This is a genomic window from Pseudoxanthomonas sp. Root630 (genome assembly GCF_001427585.1).
Taxonomy (GTDB): Bacteria; Pseudomonadota; Gammaproteobacteria; order Xanthomonadales; family Xanthomonadaceae; genus Pseudoxanthomonas_A.
On the sequence record NZ_LMGY01000004.1, the window covers coordinates 54,106 to 74,271 of the forward strand.

At 66.2% G+C, this 20,166-nt stretch carries 14 protein-coding genes and 1 pseudogene; 9 read left to right on the forward strand and 6 right to left on the reverse strand.

The window, feature by feature from the left end:
* Positions 1–2: 2 nt before the first annotated feature.
* The 4 genes from ASD72_RS04405 to ASD72_RS04420 are packed head-to-tail and all read left to right on the forward strand — an operon-like array spanning position 3 to position 4,015.
* A complete protein-coding gene (locus tag ASD72_RS04405) occupies positions 3–2,132 on the forward strand; it encodes a 2Fe-2S iron-sulfur cluster-binding protein (RefSeq protein WP_200948831.1) in 2,130 nt (709 codons plus the stop codon).
* The gene (locus tag ASD72_RS04410; protein WP_054665526.1) at positions 2,133–2,819 is read left to right on the forward strand and encodes a hypothetical protein; all 687 of its coding nucleotides are present in this window, start codon (positions 2,133–2,135) and stop codon (positions 2,817–2,819) included. It abuts the gene before it with no gap.
* Complete coding sequence (locus ASD72_RS04415; protein WP_054665529.1) at positions 2,816–3,619, forward strand: cytochrome c3 family protein; 804 nt, start codon at positions 2,816–2,818, stop codon at positions 3,617–3,619. Before ASD72_RS04410 ends, ASD72_RS04415 begins: the two co-directional genes overlap by 4 nt.
* A gap of 12 nt (positions 3,620–3,631) precedes the next feature.
* The gene (locus tag ASD72_RS04420; protein ID WP_054665533.1) at positions 3,632–4,015 is read left to right on the forward strand and encodes a DUF1622 domain-containing protein; all 384 of its coding nucleotides are present in this window, start codon (positions 3,632–3,634) and stop codon (positions 4,013–4,015) included.
* Between the two features lie 113 nt (positions 4,016–4,128).
* Here the strand turns inward: ASD72_RS04420 and ASD72_RS04425 are convergent, their stop codons facing one another.
* Positions 4,129–4,332 carry a heavy-metal-associated domain-containing protein gene (locus ASD72_RS04425; protein ID WP_054665537.1) on the reverse strand — a complete coding sequence of 68 codons (204 nt, stop codon included), beginning with the start codon at positions 4,330–4,332 and terminating at the stop codon, positions 4,129–4,131.
* Between the two features lie 205 nt (positions 4,333–4,537).
* On the opposite strand from ASD72_RS04425, the pseudogene ASD72_RS04430 reads away from it, so the two are divergent.
* From ASD72_RS04430 to ASD72_RS04450, 5 genes and pseudogenes are all read left to right on the forward strand, one after another.
* Positions 4,538–6,856 (forward strand): annotated as a pseudogene (locus tag ASD72_RS04430) (heavy metal translocating P-type ATPase); the annotation flags it as partial.
* A 1-nt stretch (position 6,857) separates the two neighbouring features.
* Positions 6,858–7,331: a Cu(I)-responsive transcriptional regulator gene (cueR, locus tag ASD72_RS04435; RefSeq protein WP_054665540.1), complete on the forward strand. Its 474-nt coding sequence runs from the start codon at positions 6,858–6,860 to the stop codon at positions 7,329–7,331.
* Between the two features lie 337 nt (positions 7,332–7,668).
* A complete protein-coding gene (locus ASD72_RS04440) occupies positions 7,669–9,549 on the forward strand; it encodes a copper resistance system multicopper oxidase (protein ID WP_054665543.1) in 1,881 nt (626 codons plus the stop codon).
* 167 nt (positions 9,550–9,716) lie between these two features.
* Entirely contained in the window at positions 9,717–10,577 is an 861-nt protein-coding gene (locus ASD72_RS04445) for a copper resistance protein B (RefSeq protein ID WP_056878758.1), read from the forward strand.
* Between the two features lie 126 nt (positions 10,578–10,703).
* Positions 10,704–12,284: an AarF/UbiB family protein gene (locus ASD72_RS04450; RefSeq protein ID WP_054665548.1), complete on the forward strand. Its 1,581-nt coding sequence runs from the start codon at positions 10,704–10,706 to the stop codon at positions 12,282–12,284.
* A 62-nt stretch (positions 12,285–12,346) separates the two neighbouring features.
* Here the strand turns inward: ASD72_RS04450 and ASD72_RS04455 are convergent, their stop codons facing one another.
* The 5 genes from ASD72_RS04455 to ASD72_RS04475 all read right to left on the reverse strand — a co-directional run bounded on the left by ASD72_RS04455 (position 12,347) and on the right by ASD72_RS04475 (position 20,032).
* A complete protein-coding gene (locus ASD72_RS04455; RefSeq protein ID WP_081420138.1) occupies positions 12,347–14,074 on the reverse strand; it encodes a DUF3141 domain-containing protein in 1,728 nt (575 codons plus the stop codon).
* A gap of 117 nt (positions 14,075–14,191) precedes the next feature.
* A complete protein-coding gene (locus ASD72_RS04460; RefSeq protein WP_054665550.1) occupies positions 14,192–15,718 on the reverse strand; it encodes a thymidine phosphorylase family protein in 1,527 nt (508 codons plus the stop codon).
* Positions 15,715–17,070 carry an MBL fold metallo-hydrolase gene (locus ASD72_RS04465; protein WP_081420139.1) on the reverse strand — a complete coding sequence of 452 codons (1,356 nt, stop codon included), beginning with the start codon at positions 17,068–17,070 and terminating at the stop codon, positions 15,715–15,717. Before ASD72_RS04465 ends, ASD72_RS04460 begins: the two co-directional genes overlap by 4 nt.
* Before the next feature lie 11 nt (positions 17,071–17,081).
* Positions 17,082–18,083 (reverse strand): ribose-phosphate pyrophosphokinase, encoded by a 1,002-nt coding sequence (locus ASD72_RS04470; RefSeq protein WP_054665556.1) that lies wholly within the window; start codon positions 18,081–18,083, stop codon positions 17,082–17,084.
* Positions 18,080–20,032 carry a heavy metal translocating P-type ATPase gene (locus ASD72_RS04475; protein ID WP_164490769.1) on the reverse strand — a complete coding sequence of 651 codons (1,953 nt, stop codon included), beginning with the start codon at positions 20,030–20,032 and terminating at the stop codon, positions 18,080–18,082. The genes ASD72_RS04470 and ASD72_RS04475 overlap by 4 nt, the downstream gene beginning before the upstream one ends.
* Positions 20,033–20,166: the final 134 nt, after the last annotated feature.

A 20,166-nucleotide genomic window follows, 5' to 3' on the forward strand; every position in this document is an offset into this window, starting at 1 on the left:
TCATGGGGTGGAGGCGAATCGTTGCCCTGGCCGTGCTGGCGATGTCGCTGGCGTATGCTGCGGCCGGCGCTCAGACAACCGCCGATCCGCACGCTGTTCATCCACCGAACAAGACCAACAGCACGGCGGCCGCTGGAACGACAGCCGCGCAAGACAGCAGTTCGATGGGTGGCATGCCGATGGAACCCGCGCCGTCGGCTGACGCGCCGATGGGCGACGACGATCACGCTGACCAAGCCGCAAACATGGCGGCGCCGCAACCGGCTGTCGGGGGCGCATCGATGCAAGGCAGCAGCCCGATGCAGGGCATGCCGATGGGCACCCCACCCCCGGCTGACGCAGGCATGGGCGATGACGACCATGCCGCGCATCACCCTGACGCGGCTGGCGGCATGCCGGCTGCGGCAGGTGCGTCGATGGGCGGCTCCATGGGCGGCATGATGGACGACATGATGGACGACATGATGCGCGGCTGCCGCGGAGACGAGTGCGGTCGCGATCGGCGCCTCAACAAGCTGCTGTATCCCCAACTGATGGCTCTGCCGGACCTTCCGCCGGAGCGGCGTGCCAGCGTCGAGCAGCTCGCCCACCATCGGATGCACGAAGGCATCCAGCAGTTGGCGACCCTGTCGTCGGAGGCGTCGCATGCGGTTCAACGCAACGACTACGCCGGCTTGCAGGAGGCGTCTGATCGGATGCGCGTGGCCTGGGGCGAGTTTGACAGCGGCCTGTCGGCCTACCGCGCGCTGGCCGAAGGACAGGCGCCGCGCGGCATCGCGTTGGACTGGTTCCGTCGCGAAATGAATCTGACCGATCCCCTGACCACGGTCCCGGCGCACGGGGTCTTCGGCCTGTCGGGCTTTCACTACTTCACGATGGCGCTGCTGTCGGCTTTTGCCTTGCTGGGTGCGTGGATGTACGTCGCCCGCAACCGGCGTACGAACGCGGTGCTGGCCACGTTGCGCACGGGAGCACCGGCGTCTCCGGCGTCCTCCCCGGCACCGCGTGCCGGCGCATCGCCAGGCCCCGCGGTACAGGCACCTGCCGTTGCTTCGCCCGAAGGCGCCCCGCAGGCGCGCACGCCTGCGTCCACCACGGGCAGTTGGGTCGGCAAGCTGCGGGTCGCGCGCATCTTCCCGGAGACATCCCGGGTCAAGACGTTCCGCCTGGCACCCGTCGAGGGGACAGGTGCCCTGCCTTTCGAGTTTGAGCCCGGCCAGTTCCTCACGCTCTCCGTGCCCTCGGAAGGGAAACAGGTCAAGCGCTCTTATTCGATCGCCTCATCGCCATGCTGCCATGGCTGGTGCGACTTGACCGTCAAGCACGAAAGCGGCGGCATCGTGTCCGGATACCTCCACGAACACGTCCAGGAAGGCGATCTGCTCGATGCGTCCGGCCCGTACGGCCGCTTCACCTTCCGCGGCGTCGAGTCCGACAGCGTCGTGCTCTTGGGGGGCGGTGTCGGCATCACGCCGTTGATGAGCTCGATCCGCTACCTGACCGACCAGTGCTGGAACGGCCGGATCGACCTGGTCTACGCCTGCAAGGACCTGGAGAACGTGATCTTCCATGACGAGCTGAACCAGCTTGCCCGTCGGCATCCGAACCTGCATGTGTCCATCGTGTTGAGTGAGGAGTCATCAGAGGAGTGGACCGGCGCACGCGGGTTCATCACCGCCGAACTGCTGGGGCAGATCCCCGAGATCCGCTCGCGCCGCATCCACCTGTGCGGTCCGCCGGTGATGATGGATGCGGTGCGCAACGAGCTGGGCAAGCTGGGCATCGATCCGGCGTCGATACACTCCGAGCTGTTCCTGAGCCCGCCCAAGCCGGCGACGCCCGAACCGGGCCAAGCCGGCGACACCGCTGCGGCCGTGACATGCCGCTTCGAGCGATCCGGGAAAAAGGCGCCGCTGATCGCCGGCCAGACCGTCCTCGAGGCCGCCGAAGAAGTCGGCGTCCCGATCGAGTACGCGTGCCGGCAGGGCTACTGCGGCATCTGCAAGGTGAAACTGCTCTCGGGCGAGGTCACCATGGCGGTGGACGACAGCCTGACCCCGCTCGACCGCTCGTCGGGGATGATCCTGGCCTGCCAGGCGAAAGCGTCGGCCGACATCTCGGTGGATGCCTAGATGGGCAGGCACGATCGCATCGCCGCGACGATCATCGTGTCGATGCTGGCGGTGCTGTGGCTGGGCTTCCTGGTACACCGCGCTCCGTTCTTCGCCGGTAGCCTGTGGGGTGGCGTGTTCGGCGTCGTGGGCGCCGCGTTCTTGCTGGTGCCGCTCGTCTACACCGTGGTCAAGCGCAGCGCCACGCTACGCCGCGCATTCACCCGCGAGCACAGCTTCGCCGCATTGCTGCAGGCGCACGTGTATTTCGGCCTGATCGGCGCGCTGCTGGCCATCATCCATAGCGGGCACAAGTTCCAGAGCGTGCTCGGGATCGCGCTGACGGCGTCGATGCTGCTGAGCGTGCTCACCGGGTTCATCGGCCAGCATTACCTGCGCTACGTCGCCGAGAACATCCGCGAGAAGAAGACACAGCTCGACGGCCTGTGGCGCCTCCTGGATGGGGCGTACTGGGCCTACGCGCAGGCGCCGGCAGGCGGCGCCGGCACGGCCAAGGCCGGCGCCGAACTGCTGCCGCTGGCGTCCGGCGCCGGCGACCTGCAGTACTCAATCCAGTTTCAGGAGCGGGTGCGCAAGCTGTTCACCGGCTGGCTGTCGGCGCACATCGCGTTCTCGATCGTCTTCTATCTCCTGCTGGCGCTGCACATTTGGGCCGGCATCTACTTCGGGCTGCGCTGGTTCAGATGAGTCGAAAGGGAACGATCATCGTCGCGCTGCTCGCGGTGCTGGCGTCGGTGGCAGCACTCGCGCTGTGGAAGGCGGTGCCGCAGACGCTGCACGTCGCGACGTGGCAGAGCATGGCCTCGCCTGGCCCACTGTCCAGCGCGCATGCGTTCCTGCAGGAGGATTGCGCGGCGTGCCACACGCCGGTCAAGGGGGTGCAGGATGCGACCTGCGTTGCCTGCCATGCCAACGAAACCGCCCTCCTGCAGCGGCAGCCGACGGCGTTCCATGCCGACATCGCCGAGACGAACAACTGCGTGGCCTGCCACAAGGAACATGACGCCGGTCGCAGCCTGCGCGGCATGGACCATGCGGCGCTGACCGACATCATCGTGCGATGGCTCGATCGTGCTCCGGAGCGCCACGAGGGCGCGCTGCTGCTCGCGCACGTGAAGGCGCACAGGCCAGAGGCGCTGCCCGGCAACGTCTCGCTCGCCAGCGGCATGACCTACAAGGAGACGCTGCTGGACTGCGCGAGCTGCCACAAGACCACGGACCCTCACGTCCAGGTGTTCGGAAACGATTGCGCGACATGCCACGGCACCGGCACGTGGTCGATCGCCGGGTTCAGGCATCCCTTGCCCAGTTCCACCGAGTGCGGCCAGTGCCATCTCGCGCCGCTCAGCCACTACAAGGAGCACTTCTCGATGATGTCCAAGCCGATTGCGGGTGTCCGGAATGCGCAGCCCGAGCAATGCTACCTCTGCCACCAGACCACGTCTTGGAACGACATTCGCGGGGTGGGCATCTACGACCACCATTGACCGGACAGGCCGATGAGCGTCGACTTGCCACATGCCGCCATCGGAATCGCGGTGGCTGGATTCGAGTTGTTCGGTGTCGGCGTCATCACGCTGGGAAGCCTGTTGGCGTGTGGGCGGTTCGCCTTCCTTCACACGAAGGTCGGGATGACGGCGCGCTATCACGCCCTGCGGCAGGAGCTCGGCGGCACGATCGTCTTGGGCCTGGAGTTCCTCGTGGCCGCGGACATCATCCGCACCGTCACCATCGATCCCTCGCTCCAGGGCGTGGCGATCCTTGCGCTGATCGTGCTGATCCGCACCTTCCTGAGCGTTGCACTGCAAATCGAGATCGAACGAGGATGGTCGTGGCGGCGCCGTCGACCGGCGGCGCCCGACCACCCGGATGATCCCGGCTGAGCGAACCGGCCCACACGCTCAAGGCACAGCGTCGTGCGACGACCGCGCTGGCGAGAGCCCCTTCGCTGCTTGCAGTCGATCAATGGGACTTGAACGCTCCGCCGGGCGGCGCGTCAGGGATCGACGCCAATCGCCTGGTAGCCCGCCTTGGTCAGGGCGGCTTTCACGATCTCGCTAGGCTGCTCGGACACGACCTGCACCCGTCGGGTATGAACGTCAGCCTGAACCCGGGCATCCGAGTCGACGGACTGGATGGCGCGCGTCACACCTCGGACGCAGCCGCCGCAAGTCATGTTCTGGATGTGAAATGCGTGCATGGGGCACCTCCTGCTGATTTGTGTACGGTTAGGATGGGCCTTGCCATCGTTGGAAGGTCAAGGGTTTTCGCGGGCCATGCAGGGGTTGACCTTCCCACCGTAGGAACCCGCAGACTTGTTTACTGACCATTGCACCGGCGAGATGAACACCATGGATTCCGTTGCCCCAAGCGCCTCCCTGCGAACGAACGCTGTGCGGAAGACCGAACTCGCCATCGAGGGCATGACCTGCGCGTCCTGTGTCGGACGTGTGGAGCGCGCCTTGCGCGCCGTCCCTGGCGTGATGGCGGCGCGCGTCAATCTGGCGACGGAGCGCGCAGTCGTGGAAGGCGGCGCGGACTCCCCACTGCTGATCCAGGCCATCGACGACGCAGGGTATGCGGCACGGCCGATCGACCGGGCGGCCTTGCGCGAGGCCGATGACGCAGCCCGCAAGGAGGCCGAGCAGGCGGCACTGAAACGCGCGGTGGTCGTGTCCATTGCGCTGACCTTGCCGGTCGTCGCGCTGGAGATGGGCTCGCACCTCGTTCCCGGCCTGCATCACCTGATCGTGCGCACCATCGGCATGCAGTGGAACTGGATCATCCAGTTCGCGCTGACGACGCTGGTGATCCTCGGGCCAGGCCGGCGCTTCTATCAGCAGGGTTTCCCCGCGCTGTTGCGCCTGGCGCCGGACATGAACTCGCTGGTGGCGGTCGGCACCTTGGCCGCTTACGCCTACTCGCTGGTCGCGACCTTCACGCCCGCGCTGTTGCCCGCGCAGGCGGTCAACGTCTACTACGAGGCGGCGGCCGTCATCGTCACCCTGATTCTCATCGGCCGGTCCCTGGAAGCGCGGGCCAGAGGGCGCGCCTCCCAGGCGATCCAGCGGCTGGTCGGGTTGCAGGCGCGGACCGCGCGCGTGCGCCGTGACGGGCAGACGGCCGAGATCGCTCTCGGCGAGGTGGCGCCGGGGGATACCGTCGAAGTGCGGCCCGGCGAACGTGTACCGGTCGACGGCGAGGTGATCGAGGGCGACAGCTACGTCGATGAGTCCATGATCACGGGCGAGCCGGTGCCGGTGGCGAAGACCGCCGGCAGCGCGGTGGTCGGCGGCACGGTCAACCAGAACGGCGCGCTGGCGTTCCGCGCGACCGCAGTGGGCGAGTCCACGGTGCTCTCCCGGATCATCCGCATGGTCGAGGAAGCACAGGGCTCCAAGCTACCCATCCAGGCTCTGGTCGACCAGGTGACGTCGTGGTTCGTCCCGGCCGTGATCGGCGTGGCGCTGCTGACATTCCTGCTCTGGCTCGCCTTCGGCCCCTCACCGGCGCTGACGTTCGCGCTGGTCAACGCCGTCGCCGTGCTGATCATCGCCTGTCCCTGCGCGATGGGGCTGGCCACGCCCACCTCGATCATGGTCGGCACCGGGCGCGGCGCGGAAATGGGCGTGTTGTTCCGCAAGGGCGAGGCCTTGCAGTTGCTCAAGGATGCCAAGGTCGTCGCGCTGGACAAGACCGGTACGCTGACCGAAGGCCGGCCGGTGCTCACCGATCTGGAACTCGCCGAGGGCTTCGACCGGGCGCAGGTGCTGGCGCGGATCGCGGCCGTCGAGGCGATGTCGGAACACCCGGTCGGCCGCGCCATCGTGGAGGCCGCCCAAGCCGAAGGCCTGGTCTTGCCGGAGGTCGCCGGCTTCAGGTCCGAGACCGGGTACGGCGTCGAGGCCAAGGTGGACGGATTGGGTGTCCAGATCGGTGCCGACCGCTACATGCACCGGCTGGGGCTGGATGTGACCGCCTTCGCCGGCAACGCGCAACGGGTGGGCGACGAGGGCAAATCGCCGCTCTACGCAGCGATCGGCGGCAAGCTCGCGGCCGTCATCGCCGTGGCCGATCCGATCAAGGACACAACCCCCGACGCCATCGCCGCGCTCCACGTGTTGGGTCTCAAGGTGGCCATGATCACCGGCGACAACCGGCGCACGGCCGAGGCCATCGCCCGCCATCTGGGCATCGACGAGGTGGTCGCCGAGGTGCTGCCGGAGGGCAAGGTGGAGTCGGTGCGCAGGCTCAGGGCCTTGCATGGCCATCTGGTGTTCGTGGGCGATGGCATCAACGACGCGCCGGCCTTGGCGGAGGCCGAGGTGGGTATCGCCATCGGCACGGGCACCGATATCGCGATCGAGGCGGCCGACGTGGTGCTGATGTCGGGCAGCCTCAAGGGCGTGCCCAACGCCATCGCGCTGTCGAAGAGGACGATCCGCAACATCCGGCAGAACCTGTTCTGGGCGTTCGCCTACAACGCGGCCCTGATCCCGGTTGCCGCGGGTGTGCTGTATCCGGCGTACGGCGTCTTGCTCTCGCCGGTCTTCGCGGCAGGCGCCATGGCGTTGTCGAGCGTCTTCGTCCTCGGCAACGCACTCAGGTTACGGCGATTCCAACCGCCGACGACGGCCGCGTCGGCTGGCCAACTGCCGGCTTCGAGGGGTGCCGCCGCTTCGGCGAGTTTCGGGGCGGCGGGCTTGGGACCGAAAGGAGAATGACGTGAACATCGGTGACGCGGCGAAGGCCTCGGGTGTATCGGCCAAGATGATCCGCTACTACGAGCAGATCGGGTTGATTCCACCGGCTGGCCGCACGCACGCAGGCTACCGGGATTACACCGAAAAGGACGTCCACGTGCTGCGCTTCGTCCGGCGCGCGAGGGATCTGGGATTCTCCGTCGCCGAGATCGATGGCCTGTTGCAGCTCTGGCGCAACCGCCGCCGGCGCAGCGCCGACGTCAAGCGTATCGCCCTGGACCACATCGAGGATCTGCAACGGCGGATCGCCGACATGCAAGAGATGGCAGCGACACTCCAGCAGCTGGCGACATGCTGCTCGGGGGACGACCGTCCCGATTGCCCGATCCTGGCCGATCTCGAACAGCCGTCTGCGGCGGCGGCGAAAGAACCCAAGCGCCGACGCGGCGCGGTCGACGACCGTGGTGTCGGCAAGCGCAAGGCCCAGCGGGGGTAAGGCGCAACCGCCCAAGCATCGAGGCCTCTGGCAGGGCGAATGACCATGAAATGACGGGAATGTAATGGATGGGTCATCCCGCCGAAAGTGACCCCTCCTAGGCTGGTCACCATGACGCGAGCACCACGCCCTTGCGTTCAACCCCGACCGTTGCCTGGATCCTGTGCGGCCCATCTGGCAAGCATTCCGGCCACCGTCACGTGGCTTGTCATGCGCACGCTGACCCGCGTTCCTCACCACGCTGGCGCTTTCTCCGGCGCGCGTGGCCGGCACCCAGATCGTGGCGATGGGCCGGGCGGGCTCGATGTCAGCCGATACCGATCATAGGAGGTCATGCATGCGATCCAGACTTTCAGGCACGAACGCCGCCGAGCAGCTGCTGCTGTCTCGAAGGCAGTTCGTTCAAGGATTGGCAGCGGGTGGCGCAGTGCTGGGCCTGGGACTTTGGCCGAAGCAGAGCTGGGCGCTCCGCTCCCCTGGCCAGCTCGAAGTCCTGTCGGGCACGCAGTTCGACCTGACCATAGGCGAGACCCTGGTCAACTACACGGGCAAGACGCGGCCCGCCATCACCGTCAACGGCTCGGTGCCTGCACCGATCCTGCGCTGGCGCGAAGGCACGCGGGTGCAGCTCAGGGCCCGGAATGACCTTCCCCCCGGCTCGATCCACGGCGACGCGACGTCGATCCACTGGCACGGCATCCTGCTGCCCGCCAACATGGATGGGGTTCCCGGCTTCAGCTTCGACGGCATCAACCGCGGCGAGAGCTACCTGTACGAGTTCGATGTCCGCCAGAGCGGAACCTACTGGTACCACAGTCATTCGGGGTTCCAGGAACAGGGCGGCATGTACGGGCCGCTGATCATCGACCCCATCGATCCGCCTCCGTTCTCCTACGATCGAGACTACGTGGTCTTCCTGTCCGATTGGACCGACATGGACCCGGCGCGCCTGTTCGCCCGGCTGAAGAAGCTGTCGGAGTACGACAATTACTACCAGCGTACGGTGGGCGACTTCTTCCGCGACGTGCGCCGGGACGGCTTGAGCGCGACGCTAAGCGATCGCGAGGCATGGGGACGCATGCGCATGACGCCGACGGACCTGTCCGACGTCAACGCGCATACCTACACCTACCTGATAAACGGGACCACGTCGCTGGGCAACTGGACGGGACTTTTCCGTGCCGGTGAGAAGGTGCGCCTGCGTTTCATCAACGGTGCGGCGATGACCTACTTCGACGTCCGCATCCCGGGCCTGAAGATGACGGTCGTCGAGGTCGACGGCCAGTACGTCCACCCGCTGACGGTGGACGAGCTGCGCATCGCCACTGCCGAAACCTTCGACGTGATCGTCGAGCCTACCGGGCAGGACGCCTTCACGATCTTCGCCCAAGACTCCGCGCGCACCGGCTACGTCAGTGGCACGCTTGCGGTCCGCGAGGGCTTGCGTGCTCCGGTACCGGCGGTGGACCCGCGGCCGCTGCTGACCATGGCCGACATGGGGCATGGCGGCCACGGTGCCCATTCCGGACTGGCGGCCGCATCGGCCGATCCGCATGCCGGGCATGGCGCCGCGCCGGCGCCGGACCCCCACGCGGGCCACGGAGCGGGGGCCGTGGCCGCCGATCCGCATGCCGGGCACGGCGTTCCGGCCGCACCAGGCGCGCACTCCGCGCATGAAGGCGGCGGCATGCAGATGCAGACTCATCCGGCCAGCGAAACAGGCAATCCCCTTGTGGACATGCAGACCATGGCGCCGGAGCCGCGACTGTCCGATCCTGGGATCGGTCTGCGCGGCAACGGCCGCAAGGTGGCGACGTATGCCGACCTGAAGAGCCTGTTCGAGGACCCCGACGGTCGCGAGCCGGGGCGCACGGTGGAGCTGCACCTGACCGGCCACATGGAGCGCTTTGCCTGGTCGTTCGATGGGATCAAGTTCGCCGACGCCGAGCCGCTGCGCCTCAACTACGGCGAACGCATGCGCATCGTGCTGGTGAACGACACCATGATGTCGCATCCGATCCATCTGCATGGCCTGTGGAGCGACCTTGAGGACGAACAGGGCAACTTCCACTTGCGCAAGCACACCATCGACATGCCGCCGGGCACGAAGCGCAGCTACCGGGTGCGCGCCGACGCGCTCGGTCGCTGGGCCTACCACTGCCATCTCTTCTTCCACATGGAATCCGGGATGTTCCGGGAAGTGAGGGTCGAAGAATGACGAGCGTGAGAACATCGATGCGGTGGGCTGCGCTGGCCGCAGCATTGCTGCTCCCTCCTGTCGGCGCCCACGCGCAGCACGCCGGTCATGGCCAGCCTGTCCCGTCGAGTCCGACTGCGAACCAGCAGGAAGAGGACGCGACGGCAGCGCAGTCTCCCAATGCCGGCATGGACCACTCGCAGATGGATCATGGACAGCATGGTCGCCCACAGGTCGACCACTCGCAGATGGATCATTCGCAGCATGATCGTCCGCAGGTCGACCATTCGCAGATGGATCATTCCCGGATGGGGGTGCTCGACTCGCCACGCGAACCCATCCCCGCCGTCACGGATGCCGATCGCCTGGCGGCATTTCCGACGCTGAAGGACTACCACAAGCATGGAACCAGCCTGAACTCCTTCTGGCTCATGGATCAGCTGGAAGGGGCGAACACGGATGAAGGCAGGGAGATCGCCTGGGAGGGAATCGGCTGGGTCGGTAGCGACATCAACCGCCTCTGGCTGAGGACCAAGGGGCACGCCCTGGACGAGAACCTGCAGCGCGCGCGGGTGGAGGCGATGTACGGACGCGCGATCCATCCCTGGTGGGATGCCGTGGTGGGCGTGCGCCGGGATTTCGGTGACTTCGGTGGAGGCGGAACGCCGCGCACCTGGGCCGCGTTCGGCGTTCAGGGGCTGGCGCCCTATAAGTTCGAGGTTTCCGCAACGGGTTACGTCGCAGAAGGCGGCAAGACGGCGGCGATCGTCGAGGCCGAGTACGACATGCTGTTCACCAACCGGCTGATCGCAAGCTGGGGTGTCGAAGCCAACTGGTTCGGGCAGTCCGATCCGGCGGAAGTCATCGGGTCAGGCTTGAGCACGGTAGAAGGAGGTGTGCGATTGCGCTACGAGATCACGCGGCAGTTCGCGCCCTATATCGGGTTCGAGCGCGAATGGAGCTTCGGCGAGACGTCCGACCTGCGCAGGCTCAGCGGTCATTCCCGAACCGACAACCGCTGGGTGGTCGGCCTGCGCTTGTGGTTCTGACGTAGATGCGTTTGGGGTTGGGGAGATGGCGGGGTGGTGCCATCGTAGGAGGGCCTGGAATGCAACCCGCATCAGGCCATCGAACACGAAATCGAAGGTCATATGCGTCCACCCCGAATCTCATCGTTGCGTCGTGGCATTCAGATTGTGGTCGCTGCCCTTGGATTCGGTTTGGCATGGTGGCGCCTGCGGAAGACCACGCCATCGGTGCTGGCGGAGCGTTTGCGCGAGACGCTGGAGGGGCTGGGCACGACTTTCGTGAAGCTCGGTCAAGGCTTGAGCTTGCGTCGCGACATGCTGCCCGACGCGTACCGCGTGGTGCTGGAGGACTTGCATAACCGGGTGCCGCCGTTCTCGTCGCAGCTTGCCGAAGCTGCCATCAAAGATGCGTTCGGCCAACCGGCGGCAACGCTGTTCGCACGGTTCGATGCAATTCCCTTTGCTGCAGCGTCCGTGGCCCAGGTTCATCGAGCCCGTACGCACGACGGGCAAGAGGCCGTGGTCAAGGTTCGCCGCCCCGGTGTCGTCTCCCAGGTCAAGACCGATCTTCTGCTGCTGCGCTTGCTGGTGAGGATTTTGCTTCCTGTGTGGCCGCAGCTCAGGCGGCAACAGCCGCTGGCGCTGATCGACGAACTCGGCATGCAGTTGCTTGCAGAAATCGATCTGGATCACGAAGCGCGGAATATGCGGCGTTTGCAGTCAGCAATCGCGGGGCTGCCAGGCGTCATGATGCCCCGCGTCGTCGAGCCCTATGTCTCGCCTAACGTACTAGTTCAGGAATACAGCAGCGGCGGCGTCGTCACCGACTTCGCCGGAAGCGACCGAGGGCGCGCCATTGCCGATCAGTTGTTCAATGCCTATCTGCACCTCTTGTTCGTTCGCGGCGTGTACCACGCCGACCCACATCCAGGAAACCTGTTCGCGATGGCGGATGGGCGACTGTGCCTTCATGACTTCGGCTCGATCGGATACCTAGATCCAAAGGCGCGGCTGGCACTCGCACGCATGATCGCTGCCGTGCCCTATGCGGATGCGGACGAGGTGCTGGATTCGGCGCTTCTTCTGGGTTTCATCGTTGCACCCGTGGACCGTCGCGAGTACACGCGCGCCATCGGCGAGATTCTCGACAAACTGGAGAGCCTGCCCGTCACCGAGTGGTCGCTGGCCGAGATGGTGTGGCGGATCTCACGCCTGGGCGGAGGAGAGCGTTTCCGGCTGCCCCGGCATCTGCTGGTCCTGATCCGAACACTGTTCCTGGTCGAGAACACGATTCGCCAGCTCGATCCGGAGTTCAACCTGCTGGGAAGTTTCGAGCTCCACCGCGAAACCCTTGCCGCTTCGTTGAGCAAGGAGGCGGCCCGCAGCCGGCGGCCGGTGGCCGAGCGTGCTGCGCGCACGGCCGACAGCTTGTCGACGATCGCATCGGAACTGCTCAGGTCGGCGATGGTGGATGATGGCAGGCCGAGCCTGACCATGTACCACCGGGGGCTTGAGGCATTGCAGGCCAACATCAGCCGGACCGGCAACAGACTGTCGGTCGCGTTGATCACGCTGGGGCTTTACCTTGCTGGATCGCTCTTGATGCAGCACAGCATTGGGCCTCGCATCTGGGGCGACATGCCGTTGTTCGCGGTCGTCGCGTATTTGCTGGCCCTATTGCTGTCGCTACGCCTGGTTCTGGCGATCTCGCGCTCCGGTCACTTGTGACGACTGGCGCCTAAGCCTTCATCCGCCGATCCACTACGCAACCAAGCCGCGACCACGAATCGTCAGGCCGCGCCGAGCCTTCTCGGCATGGCGCCGAACACAAGCGCGAACCACCATTCCATCGCCTCGTCGCGATGCTTGCGCCCATCTTCGATGGCCTGGGTAACCTGCGCGATCACCGCCTGCTCCTGCGCCGCGAAGGGGTTGTCCGCGGGCAATGGCGTCCGCTCCTTCCTGATCAGGGGCGCCAGGGCCGCGACGGCGTGCATCCAAGGGCTGAAGGCCTCCGAAAGCAGGTAGCGGCTGGTGCGCATCGGATGCAGCCATTCCAGCGCCGAGGCGCTCCAGGGATTGCTCATGGCGCTCAAGACGGGACTCACGAACGTCTTGTAGAACAATTCGTTCGTCTCCGACATCCCTCGCACTTTCTCGAACGCTGCATTAGGGACATCGAACCGCAGGTCCTCGACCTGTCGCTCCTCGAAACGGACGGTGTACTGCGACCGCGCGCAATCCGAGTCGCCGGTGGGGCTGTCGATCTTCATCTCGTAGAGGCCCGGGGCCAATGCCTCGACGTCCGCCAGGGTCTCCAGGATGGCCCGATGCTCGAAGCGGGCGACCTTCGCGGAGACGAAGATCCCCAGATGACCAACATGCGGGTTGGTCAGGTAGACGATGCGCTGATCCGCCTGCTTGAGCGCGTCCGTGTCGGGATAGACCACGGGAATCCAGCCCAGTGCCTGGTGAGGCGGCGTGATGTTGTCACCGTAGGAGGCGAAGACCACCAGCGGGTTGCGGATGCGCTTCAGGTCGACGGCGCAGTGCTCGTCGATCCGCAGCTTGCCTTCCTCGAGACGGTTGCCGATGAACAGGTTCTCGACAATGGCGACGATCTCTTCGCGGCTCATGAAGTACCAGGCATTCCACCAGCGCTCGAACTGGAGGAAGCGATCACGCTCGGTATCCACATGCGCGAAGAGGTTGGCGTACTTCTCCCACACGCCTTCCGGCTTGAGATTCTCGAAGTTCTGGATGAGCCAGGCGCCGTCGAAACGACCATTGCCCAGATCCGCGAGCAGATGGGTCATCCACACGCCGCCCACGAATCCTCCGGCGAGCCGCATCGGGTTCATACCCGCGGCGCCCGCCCAGTAGGACAGCGGCGATCCGTTGAGCACGACTGGCCCGCTCAGGCCCTGGCAGTCCGCCGCGAGCAGCGTGAGTGCCCAACCCGCCTGGCAGTTGCCGTACAGCACAGGAGGCTGGCCGGGATGGCGCCTCGCCACTTCCTCCACGAAGCGCCGCAGCGCCTGCAACACGTCCGCGAGCGTCTGGCCGGGACATGGTTCAGGATAAAACGAGACGAAGTAAACGGCATGGCCGCGATGCAGCGCGATACCGACTTCGGAGTCGGTCTTGAAGCCGCCGATGCCTGGGCCATGTCCGGCACGCGGATCGACGACCACCACGGGCGGCCTGGAGGCATCCAGGCAGTCTTCGATGCAGTGGTCCCCGGCCCGCGTGATGCGAAGGAGCGCGTAGTTGGCCGGATGCTCGAAGCGCCGGGCATCGAGCAGCGTTTCGTAGTCGAAGTCCAGCAGCGGAGGCTTGCCCGCGCGCTCGTGGGCGATCATTTCGTCGGCCCGCTGGCGCAGTGTGTCCCAGAACAGCACCGCGCGCTCGAACACGTCACGCGAGTAGCCCACTGCCTGAGCGAAGTCGTACACGGCAGAACCTGCAAGCGCTTGTTCGGCGGAATGATCTGTCGACACCGACGGCACGGCTGCCACGGGTGATGCGTGAACAGCCCTTTCGCTTCTGGATCTGCCCGCAGCGCGCTTCGCTGAACGAGTCCGGGTTTCACGTGGGCGCATCTTGGCCTCCAATGGAGATACTGCCGCGACGTCTCAAGTCGCGATTTCGATGATGTCCGGGTTCCGGGACGCATATTCCATGGCATAGGCCAGTTCACCCGCGGTGTCGGCGTGCAACTGAAGCAGCGGCTGTCCGATGCCGACGTCAGCTCCCAGCATGACCTCCATGGTGACGCCGGCGGCCTTGGCCTCGGGCGCACCGGCCAACTTAGCGAGCTGGGCAATCTTGCGGTTGTTGATCTGGACGATCCTCCCAGCACGCGCCGCAGTCAGGGGCCGGATGTGCAAGGCCCTGGGCGGCTCGCGCATGCCGCCCTGCGCCTGGCAGATCCGCTGGAACTTCGTCCAGGCCTGACCGTCAGCCAAGGTGGCCAAGGCCAGCGCATAGCCTGCTCCTGGCTCTGCCGCGCCGCCGATTTCGAGCGCGGCGCCGGCGAGCACTGCGGCCCGGTGCCGCAGATCGCCGGGCGCATCGGGTTTGTTCTGAAGGACGGCGAGAATATCGTGCGCTTCGAGGGCGGGGCCGATCCCTCGGCCCACCGGCTGGCTGCCGTCGGTGCGGATGCACGTCGCGGCCAACCCGAAGTGCGCGGCGACCGCGATCAGGCGGTCGCCCAGCCGATCTGCGGCTTCCTCCGTGCGGACCTTGGCGGTCGGCCCGACCGGGATATCGAGCACGACGTGATTGGAGCCCGCCGCGATCTTCTTGGACAGCACGGAGGCGATCAATTGCCCCTCGGTGTCCACGTCCAGTTCCCGTTCCACGCGAACGAAGATGTCGTCGGCGGGACTGAGATGCACAGCACCGCCCCAGGCGATGCAGCCGCCTTCCTGATCCACGACGCGCCGCATGGTGGCCAGGTCAAGATCCACAGGCGCCAATGTTTCCATGGTGTCGGCGGTGCCCGCCGGCGACGTGATCGCGCGCGATGAGGTCTTGGGCATCACCAGGCCGTGGGCTGCCACGATGGCGACGACGATCGGCGTGGTCCGGTTGCCTGGCAGTCCGCCGATGCAGTGCTTGTCCACCACCACCGGAGCGTTCCACGTCAGGCGCTCCCCGGCATCGATCATCGCGGCGGTCAGATCGACCGTTTCCTGTTCGTCCAGCGGCAGGGCCGCACTGGCCGTCAGGAACGCGGCTAGATGCACGTCCGTGTAGCGTCCCGCCGTCACGTCCGCGACGACGGCTTGCAGCGCGGCCGCATCGAGCCGATGGCCATAGATCCGCCGTCGAACGCTGGCCAAGGAGTCCAGGGCGGGGGCATGGGAGACCTCAATGGGGGCGCCCTCGGCGACGCCCAGCCGTTCCCAGGCGGATTCGGAGAGTGCGGCTTCGCCTGGCGCAACCAGATCGCCATCGGCCTGATAGAGCACTGCCTGCACCTGTCGCCCACCGGCCGAAAGCAACACCTGCGATCGTGAGGCGAGTCCCTCGGCGCGGCACACGTGGCAATCCGTGCGCATGACCGCAATCGACTGGTGTTGGGCATAAAGCCCCAGGCGCCGAGCGCGTAGCGTCGGCGGCGAATCGGCCACCTGGGCATCACGCGCGTTCATAGTTCGAACACCTGCCCGAAGCGCGGCACCGAGACAGGCCAGCCGTTCTCCTTGTCGATGCGTACGCGCAGTGCCTCGGAGGCCTCCGGTTCGCCATGCACGACGAAGATCCGCGAAGGCGCGTGCCGAAAACCGGAGAGCCAGCGCATCAGCTCGTTGGCATCGGCGTGCGCGGACAATTCCGGCAGGTTGGCGACCTGCGCATTGACCGGCACCCATTGACCGTGAATCCTGATTTCGCGTGTGCCTTGCAGCATCGCCTGGCCGCGCGTTCCTGCGGCCTGGTAGCCGGAGAACAGGATCGTGTTCTCGCGCTTGGGCGCGAACGCCGCGAGGTGGTGCAGCACGCGGCCGCCGGTCGCCATGCCGCTGGCCGAGATGACGACCTTGGGGAATCGGCTGGCGGTGATCTGCTTGGATTCCTCGACCTCGCGGGTATACGTGGCGATCCCGCAGGCGGCATGACAGATCTCGGCGGGCAGGCGGTGGTCGGCGAGGTGATCGCAGAGCAGCTCGCTGGCGTTGATCGCCATCGGACTGTCCAGATAGATGGGCACCGAACCCAGGCGCCCGGCCTGGCGCAGCTTCCAGAGGTAATAGAGCAGCAATTGTGCGCGGCCCACCGCGAACGCGGGAATGACAACCGTGCCGCCGCGGCCGACCGTTGTCTCGATGACGGCCCCGAGTGCTTCGGCGGCATCGCTCGGGGCATGGGTCCGGTTGCCGTAGGTGGACTCGATCACCACATAATCGGCTTCGGTCACGGGCTGCGGATCGAACAGCATCGGGTCGTCGTAGCGGCCGAGGTCACCCGAGAACACGATGCGCTTGCCGCCCCAGTCGATCTCCGCCGTAGCGGCACCCAGGATATGCCCGGCGTAGCGGAACGTCAGCGTCGCACCGTCGGGAAGCGGGGCCGGCTTGCCGAACGGCACATTGGAGAACTGCTTGAGCGCGCGCTCGGCATCCTGCACGGTATACAGCGGCAGGGCGGGCTTGTGCTTGCTGAAACCCTTGCGATTGGCGTACTCGGCATCCTTTTCCTGCAGATGGCCGCTGTCCTTGAGGATCAATTCGGCCACGTCGCGGGTTGCGGCGGTGGCGTAGATGCGTCCGCGAAAGCCATCGCGCACGAGTCTTGGCAGATAACCGGAGTGGTCGAGATGCGCATGCGTCAACACCACCGCGTCGAGTTCCTTCGGCGCGATCGGCAACGGCTCCCAGTTCAGCTCGCGCAGATTCTTGAGGCCTTGGAACAGGCCACAGTCGACCAGGATGTGTTTCCCGTTGTGGCTCAGCAGGTGCTTGGAGCCGGTGACGGTGCCAGCACCGCCGAACGAGGTGAGCTTCAAGAGAGGAATCCTCAGAGTGTGGAAGTCGCGGTGAAGGAGTCGGCACCCGTCGTCGGGTCGATGTCATCGAGAGGTTCGGGTGGACGGCGATGGCGCACGAGGCTGGTCGCTGCCTCCGTGTCGGTGGCAAGGGCCTGTGCGATCAGCGGGGCCAGTGCAATCGCATTGCTCTGATGACGCACGGCATCGGTGGAGACGATGCGGCTGCATAGCTGCGCGAGTTGTGGATAGGCATCCTCGGCGAAGATGGCATGCACCACAGCGACCACGGGCAGCGCGAAGCCTTGCTGAGGCAGCTGCCGCGCGGCCTCGATCAGCGTGCGTCCGGAGGACGCAATGTCATCGACCAGCACGGGCTGGCGATCGCGCCAGGCGGACAGGTCGGACAATGCGACCTCGACATTGCGGTCGCCGTGGCGGATCTTGCGCAGGACTGCATGGGGTGCGCCGATGCGCTGGGCGATGGCCGCCACCCACTGCTCACTTTCCTCGTCCGGACCGATCACCAACGGCCTTTCCACCTCGCCGGTGATCCAGTCGGCCAGCAGCGGAGCGGCATGAAGGGTGTCGGCGGGCACGGTGTAGAGCGCCGACAGCGCCGGGTAACGGTGCAGATGGGGATCGACCGTTACCAGGCGGTCGAAGCTCGACGACACGAGACGGGCAAAGCTCCGGGAGGTGATCGCTTCTCCGGGGTGGAAGCGGCGATCCTGCCGCATGTAGGCCAGGTAAGGTGCGACCAGGATCACGTCGCGGGCACCGAGGTCGCGGGCGGCGTCGGCGGCGAAGACAAGCGACAGGAAGCCGGGATCGGGCTGGGCCAGGGTCTGCACGAGGACGACCGACTTGTCCGCCACCTCCGCGGCGATGCGCACGTAGCTTTCGCCGTCGGGGAATCGCCGGGTTTCCAGCTCTCCCAGCTCCCACCTTCCAGCGACCGCCAACTGGCGGGCGAATGCTTCGTTGCCGGGAAGGGGAAGGATCACTCGGCTGGAGGAATCTGTCGTAGTCATGTTTGTCGCCTGTAGAAACGGAGAAGCTGGGCATTGATGGCGACGATCACCGTGCTGGCCGACATGAAGACGGCGGCGATGGCAGGCGTCATCAGGAAGCCCGTACCGAAGGTGATGCCCGCCGCCATGGGCACCGCAATCGTGTTGTAGCCGGTCGCCCAGATCAGGTTCTGCACCATCTTGCGGTAAGTGGCGCGAGACAGGCCAAGGATGGCGCCGACATCGCGCGGATCGCTGCGCACGAGCACGACGTCGGCCGACTCCACGGCGACGTCGGTGCCCGCGCCGATGGCCACGCCCAGGTCGGCCTGGACCAGCGCCGGGGCGTCGTTTACGCCATCGCCCACCATGGCGACCGATAGCCCGCGGGCCTGAAGCTCCTGGATCTTCTGCGACTTCTGATCCGGGAGCACCTCGGCGAAGTACTCCGAGATCCCAAGTTCCTTGGACACCGATTCGGCCACGCCTCGGGCATCACCTGTCAGCATCACCGAGCGAATCCCCAGCCGGGTCAATTCGGCGATGGCATCCCGGGATTCGGACCGAACGATATCGGCAAGCGCGAACAGTGCGCGCGGCTGACCATCGCGTTCGAGTACGACGACGGTCTTGCCTGCCGATTCGAGCTGTCCCAGTCGCTCGTGGGTAATGGCGTTGCCCTGGCGGGCCAGATGACCTGGGCTGACGATGCGCACGCGCTCGTCGCCCACGTTGGCTACGATGCCTTCGCCGGTGATGTTGCGCACGTCGCTGGCCTTGGGGATGGCGATGTCGCGGCGCTTTGCCTCGGCCACGATGCCATGGGCGATGGGATGTTCCGACTGGCTCTCGGCCGCCGCGGCGAAGGCCAACTCCTGGCGCTCATCGCCCTCCTGCAGCATCACGATGTCGCTGACCCCGAATCGTCCCTCGGTCAGCGTGCCCGTCTTGTCGAACACGACCGCATCCAGTCGGCGCGCTCGCTCAAACGCCGCCCTGTCACGGATCAGCAGGCCGTTGCTCGCGCTCAGCGACGTGCTGACCGCGACCACCAGGGGCACAGCCAGTCCGAGCGCGTGCGGGCAGGCGACGACCATGACGGTGACCATGCGCTCGATGGCGAAGTTGAGCGGCGCGTCGAGCACCAGCCACCAGACCAGCAGCGTGCCGACGCCCACGGCCAAGGCGATGTAGGTCAGCCAGGCGGCAGCGCGGTTGGCGATGTCCTGCGTGCGCGAGCGGGTCTGCTGCGCCTTCTTGACCAGGTCGATCACCTGCGACAGATACGTGGCATCGCCAGTTGCGGTGACGCGTATGATGACGGCGTTCGCGCCGTTGATGGCCCCGCCGATCGCGGTGGCACCGACTCCTTTGGCGACCGGGCGGGATTCGCCGGTGAGCATGGCTTCGTTGAAGTCCGAGGAGCCCTCGGTGATCTCCCCGTCCACCGGCACCTTGGCGCCGGGACGGACGATCACGCGGTCGCCTGGCTGTAACGCACTGATCGGCACGTCGTGCAGGCTGCCATCGGCATCGATGCGGGTGGCACTGTCGGGCAACAGCTTGACCAGTTCCTCCAGGGCACGCGACGCCCCCATGACCGAGCGCATCTCGACCCAGTGGCCCAGCAGCATGATCGCGATCAGCGTCACCAGTTCCCAGTAGAACTCCTGCCCGGGAAAGCCGAAGGTCACTGCCACCGAGAAGATGTAGGCGGCCGAAATGGCCAACGCGATCAGCGTCATCATCCCGGGCTGACGCTTGCGCAGTTCGGAGACGACGCCGACCAGGAAGGGCCAGCCGCCGTAGAGATAGGCGACGGTCGACAGGGCGAACAGGAGGTAACGATCGCCTGTGAATGCCAACGCCTCGCCCAGGCCGAGCGCGTGCTGGATCATGGGCGACAGCGCGAGGACAAACGGGGTCAGCAGCAGCGTGACCCAGAAGCGTCTGCGGAAGTCGGCGACCATGGCGCCATGGTCATGGCCGGCATGGCCTGCGTGACTCGAACCGGCGGCGCTTACGACGGCGCCGGTGCCGGGTGGAGACGCATGGACGTGTGCGCCGTGATCGTGCGGGTGGTGTGCGTGCGGGTCATGGTGAC